Here is a 5,217-nt window from a genome sequence, read left to right as displayed (position 1 = left end):
CAACACTGGCTGCACGATCATCATACATATATGTTTTATTACCAATAGGACTATAACCATCAACATCGATAAACTTACAATCTTTGCCACCGATTGAAGAGCATTTATCAATGGCTGTTGTAATGGCTGTTTCGACATTGGGATTCGATGAGGAATATGCGATAACGCCATTAGAGCCAACAGCTATGGACTTATGGCCAGGTAGATCCTTATATTCACTGAAGTTAGTGGAGGTGCAACCTATCAAGCTAAGGGCGGCAGCTAAACTTAACATAGCTCTTATTTTAATCTTCACGTTTGCTGTACTCACTTTAAAATATTGAACCAAATAGTTACGATACTTCCAAGGACTCTGGCCAGACAAAATATGGACCGAAACGTTTACTGTATTTAAACTCACCACCTGAGGATTTACCTTCATCGGTTAATGAGTGCTTTCCGTCATCTAACGTTAAGTATCCTTTATTAACACACAAGCTGAGAAACTCATCTGTTTTAAGTTTGTGCTTTTTAGCTAACTTAGAGGAGCTGAGTTTAATTAGTTCATTATCTGTAACAGGCTTTTCAGTAAGTTCCGTATCTAAATTAGCAGCTTGAACTTTCTCTAACGAGATTCTAACTTCATCACTAATACGAATGATACGTTGAGCTTCCTCGTACGAATCTTTGTAGACATTGGGGTCTTCGTCACGGTCAATGAAGATACCCATTTCATTATTGTTTACTTGGCTAAACTCATAGAGGTTTAAACTTGTAATGATACAAGCACTTTCATTCATGTAGCACTTTGCATGGAGGTTTTTGCAAAAACTGGTACGCACAAAGGAGAGACCTTTTAGCCAGTTAATCTCATCAGGTTGTAGTTCGCTTTTGCCATAAACAATTCGAATGTCTATCTTTAATCGGTCTTTGTCTTCCAAAAGCTCTCGAATACGATCATTAAGCTTAAGAAATGGGCTGATGAGGATTAGCCTTTCAGAAGCGTTCTTTATCAGTTCTTCGAGGTAGTAGTTTGTTGCACTTGTATTTAAAAACTTAGCCATTTCATATCCTTGACATATAAAACCTAGCGCACATAGGCTACGACTAAGAAAATACTGAATCAAGTAGCAAAGATAAAAAACGCGTGGTCAAATGCCGCGCGTTGCGAATCACTCTTGAACAGTTAGTCAAGCGATCTTTTCAAAACCTGTTGTTCGTAAGTAGTCCCAGTAGTTTTGATGTATTGAAATACTTACTTGTCGTAGTTGTTCAATGTCAACTCCCTCAGCTAACTTGATGATCACACTATTATTTTCAACGACAGCACTTTCAACAATATCTAGCTGATTAAAATCATCAGCGAAAGCAGCTACATACATTTGGTAATCTTCTGGTTCCGGCATAAACGGACACTGTGCATTCACATCATCTTCAGTAATTTCTTTCAAACCTAATCTATATTTCATTATTACTCCTTAATTACCTAAAGGTCATCTAACGCTTGTTATACGACTATTAGTTTCCTGTTATGCGCACATTGTGCAGTTTCCTTGCAATATGCTCAACAGATGGCTTCATAGTTTCAATAAGATAAATTAATTGCATAAGTGTTTTGTTATTTATTATAGCCTAATCAAGATTTAATCGAACCGTTGAAGCATGGTGGAATTTACCCCCGTAATACAGATTCGGGGGTTTGACCTCCCGCCGCACGTCGCGCAATCGTCCTAGCCCGTCCTCACTTGCTCCGCGCGTCCGTCGGAGAGAACCCAGAAAAGAAGAATAAGCATTGCTCGACACTCGCAAAGCTTTGATGTTGTGAGTATGCAGCGTTCCGGTAGGTTAACGCGCCTTTGGTGTGGATAGTCTCTGCGAGGCTGGTCTAGCAGGAAGGAGGGCGGCTGCATCCAAGTGGCTTTGGGCTGCTAACCGCGCCGATTAAGTGATGAGGCTAGGTTTTTCTAAGGTGGGCGGCTTGGTGCCTCGTCGTCGCTCCGCAACTCCTTATCCCTGCGGGGCTGGCACCGTGCCTTTAATTGAAGTAGTCGACCAGTTTGCCTAGGAGGTATCTCGCAAGGTCATACGCGAGTACCACAATGACGGCGTTCACTATCGAGAGATGATCAAACAGCTCGATGATTTCAACTAACTGTCCATGCGTTACGTATTCATTCATTAGGTTTCGTCTCCACTAAACAAACCGCCAACAGGTTTGAGTTCAATATCTTGCTCTTGTCGTTGCGCATATTGCTCATACGGCGAACACGTGACATAGAAATTGGATGCGCCGCGAGACAGCTGGACGAGGCAATCGTCCAGATATTCCATCTTGACGCCCAACTTATTTAGGAATCCGTCATCGAGGTAAGTCACACCGCGTGGTGTGACAACCTCAAAATGCACGTTGACGTGTATCGAGGTGGCTTTGTGCCAACGTTCCACGGCAGAAACATAGATACTCTCTGAGTTCGCCAGTGGGAACCAAGCAGGAACGGTGCCTACGTCATGATAAGACTCATTCCCGCAACCAGAACCCGTACAGCCAGAACCACTAGAACCCATGACAGAACCAGGCGAACCACTTTGACCAGGACGTGCTTGACCTTGCGAAGTCGAAACGCCACTTTGCTGCGAAGTTTGATGAAGCTGCGTTCCTTCCGCAGTTGTCGTCTCAGAATCAGAAACCATACCAATAAGCGCATAAACTAAGTACCCAAATGAAAGCACGACCAGTGCCATAGCTGCTAAGAATTTCGGGTTAAGGAAGATGTTCTTTCCAAGTCCCGATTTGGTGATTTGCCCCGTGACGGTCGAGGCGTAGAGTAGGTGGACATCAAGCGGCACCTTGAGGTTATAAACCACATCGTCTTTGCTTGGTTTGGTGACCGTTCGAGTCGGGTCATGTTCCAAGATGCGCGGTTTACGGTTGGAAAAGAAGATCCCATCTTTACCCTTATGTTGCTTGGCCAACTCCGCGACACCTTTTAACTCTTTCGGGATTTGAGCAAAGTCAGGCGTGAGCAACACAATGTCCCAGTTGTAGTGCCGGTGCTCCATAAAGGCGTTGTTAAAGTTCTCGGGATAGATGATGCGCCCTTGCTCATCAAAACGTGTGCGTTGGCAATCATCTATCTCGCCATTGTCCAAACTGGACGTATCAATCGTTAGCCAACGAGAGTGAAACAGCTCAGAGAATCCGTCCGGTAAGTGAGGCTCAAAGTCAGTGAAAGGGCGCTTGTGTATGTTCGCCATTTTGAAACCTGCATTGACCGAGAAGATTTGCTGACACTCATCAATGAGGATGAATGCCCCAATGGGTGCCCAACAGAAGAAGTATTTCCAAAGCTCGAAGCCTTCAGGATTGCGAGAGCTAATGCGAATGAGCCGAGCTGTATCAGGAAACTTCTCACCAAGGCGTTGTTCAATCACTTCAAGTGGCTGCATGCCATGAATATTGGTAATGCAAATTCGACCTTCACGCAGTGCAGGCAGTAAGTCAAACCACACGGCGCAAGCCGATTTGTAAGAGCCACCGTGACCGTATCGAAATGAAGTAGCCATTCAATCACCAGTTAAAGAAACGCATAACTAAAGACGTAGCGAACGCATCAAAGATGACACGTAGCCCAGAGGTGACGCCGTATTCGGTCAAGATATAACGGACATCAGAGGGAAGCGCATTAAAGCGGTCTTCGACAAGCGTATAGACGCCATATTCTTCGAGCAGCAGCTGCGCAATCTTGAGTGCGATTTGTATCGAGGCAATCTTGATATCGAACCATACTGAGATAAGCCACATCGCGCCGTATTCAAACACGTTCTTTATCCATTCAATCGCCACATCAAAGAAGTCGAGAAAGGTTTGCCCAATGTTGGCAATAAACTCTAATGCTGAGTAGATGTATTCCATGTTATTTACTCCGATTACCAAACAGAACCCAAAGGGCGATTAAGGCACAAATGAACAGCACGACAGGGCGCACATACCCCGATACCGCATCAAAACGCTGTAGTCCTGATTCAACGGTTGCGCCTTTGATGTTAAAAGACTTGTCGCTTAATGTGCCGTTATTGAAGTTGGTGCCGATAGTGATTAAGCCTTTGATGTCGTCCACATAGCCTTGGATGTATTCGGCTTTTTCATCTATCGTGGTTTGCAGGATGGCAAAGTCTTCTGCCGTGAAGATTTCGCCAGTGATAGCGGTGCCCGTAGGTGTACCAAACTCAGAGCCAGTCAATAGACCCTCAATCGCATTTAAGCTGCTATCGAGTTCGCCCACGGAATCACCAAGCCCTTTTAAATCGTTACGAATACCAATGGTCGCGTTGGTATTGTTGTTCACCGCCGTAGTGATGTCGCCGTTGGCCTGTTGGATGAGTGCCTTGGTGTTTTTATAAATCTTGTTGTCATTGATTTGCTGCTCTTGAATGGCTTGAGTGTTATCAACCAAAGAGCCTTTCACATCAATGACCGCGTTGGTGATGTCCGCGTGTGACTGGTTGATATCGACGTTAAGATCATGAATGCCTTTGTTCACATCCACGTTAAGCCCTTTAATAGCAGAAAGGACTGCCGTGTCTGTCGATTCATCCGTACCAGGGTCTTCTACATCCGGTTCATCATCGACGTCACCGGGATTGATCGTGTTGGTTGAATCATCGGGTAGGACACTTGGGTCTTCAATCTCGCCTGTTGGGTCGTCAGGGTCATGGGTTGGGTCTTCCGGTTCATCGGGTGGAATGATGGGTTCATCCGGTCCCTTATCGCCCCAAAACAAAGTGCCACCTTCACACTGACGACCAGTGAACGCGAACTTGAGAGAACATTGAGAGTCGGGCGTGTACTGTCCATCAGGAACGCCAGTACAAATAATGGTGGATTCGTTCTTAGTGACTTCACATCGAGTGGCTCCGTAATCACCGTAACAAGCGCCCGTCACCAATTCGCCGTAAATGGCAGGGTGCCAGTACAATTTCACGGTATCGCCAATAGACTGTTTGAACTGGCAAGCGTCCATACATGAGCCGTCAGGATTCTCCCCATACTCGCACGGAGGAACGATGGGTTCACAGGTGACACCGTCACCATCATTTATCAATTCATAGTCAGCTGGACACTTAGCCGTATCATGACGGAACCATACAGTTTGAATTTTTGGGAAAGAAGAACTGTCGGTATTACACATTATACGTAAGCCGAACTCATCACTATCCATGTAACATGAGGTTGTGGAG

At 45.2% G+C, this 5,217-nt stretch carries 7 protein-coding genes; all 7 read right to left on the bottom strand.

The genetic code is table 11. The features are described from left to right. Positions 1–295 (bottom strand): DUF4189 domain-containing protein (locus CAG69_RS22585; protein ID WP_237668090.1); only part of this gene is annotated, 295 nt, incomplete at its 3' end. A gap of 37 nt (positions 296–332) precedes the next feature. Further along, positions 333–1,043 (bottom strand): phospholipase D family protein, encoded by a 711-nt coding sequence (locus CAG69_RS17165; RefSeq protein WP_047101101.1) that lies wholly within the window; start codon positions 1,041–1,043, stop codon positions 333–335. Between the two features lie 126 nt (positions 1,044–1,169). Then, positions 1,170–1,448, bottom strand: coding sequence for a hypothetical protein (locus CAG69_RS17160; protein ID WP_042520887.1), 279 nt, complete (start codon positions 1,446–1,448; stop codon positions 1,170–1,172). A 566-nt stretch (positions 1,449–2,014) separates the two neighbouring features. Beyond that, on the bottom strand, positions 2,015–2,158 hold the full coding sequence (locus CAG69_RS22335) for a hypothetical protein (protein WP_005477649.1): 144 nt from the start codon (positions 2,156–2,158) through the stop codon (positions 2,015–2,017). Then, entirely contained in the window at positions 2,158–3,543 is a 1,386-nt protein-coding gene (locus CAG69_RS17155) for a zonular occludens toxin domain-containing protein (RefSeq protein ID WP_069548626.1), read from the bottom strand. Before CAG69_RS17155 ends, CAG69_RS22335 begins: the two co-directional genes overlap by 1 nt. 4 nt (positions 3,544–3,547) lie before the next feature. Further along, on the bottom strand, positions 3,548–3,892 hold the full coding sequence (locus tag CAG69_RS17150; protein ID WP_017636216.1) for a DUF2523 family protein: 345 nt from the start codon (positions 3,890–3,892) through the stop codon (positions 3,548–3,550). 1 nt (position 3,893) lies between these two features. After that, a partial coding sequence (locus tag CAG69_RS17145) for a hypothetical protein (protein ID WP_237668089.1) occupies positions 3,894–5,217 on the bottom strand: 1,324 nt, incomplete at its 5' end.

This window comes from Vibrio sp. V43_P6S15P86, assembly GCF_009904725.1.
Lineage (GTDB): Bacteria > Pseudomonadota > Gammaproteobacteria > Enterobacterales > Vibrionaceae > Vibrio > Vibrio diabolicus.
Note: the sequence above shows the minus strand (reverse complement) of the source record. Positions and strands in the feature narration are given on the sequence as shown.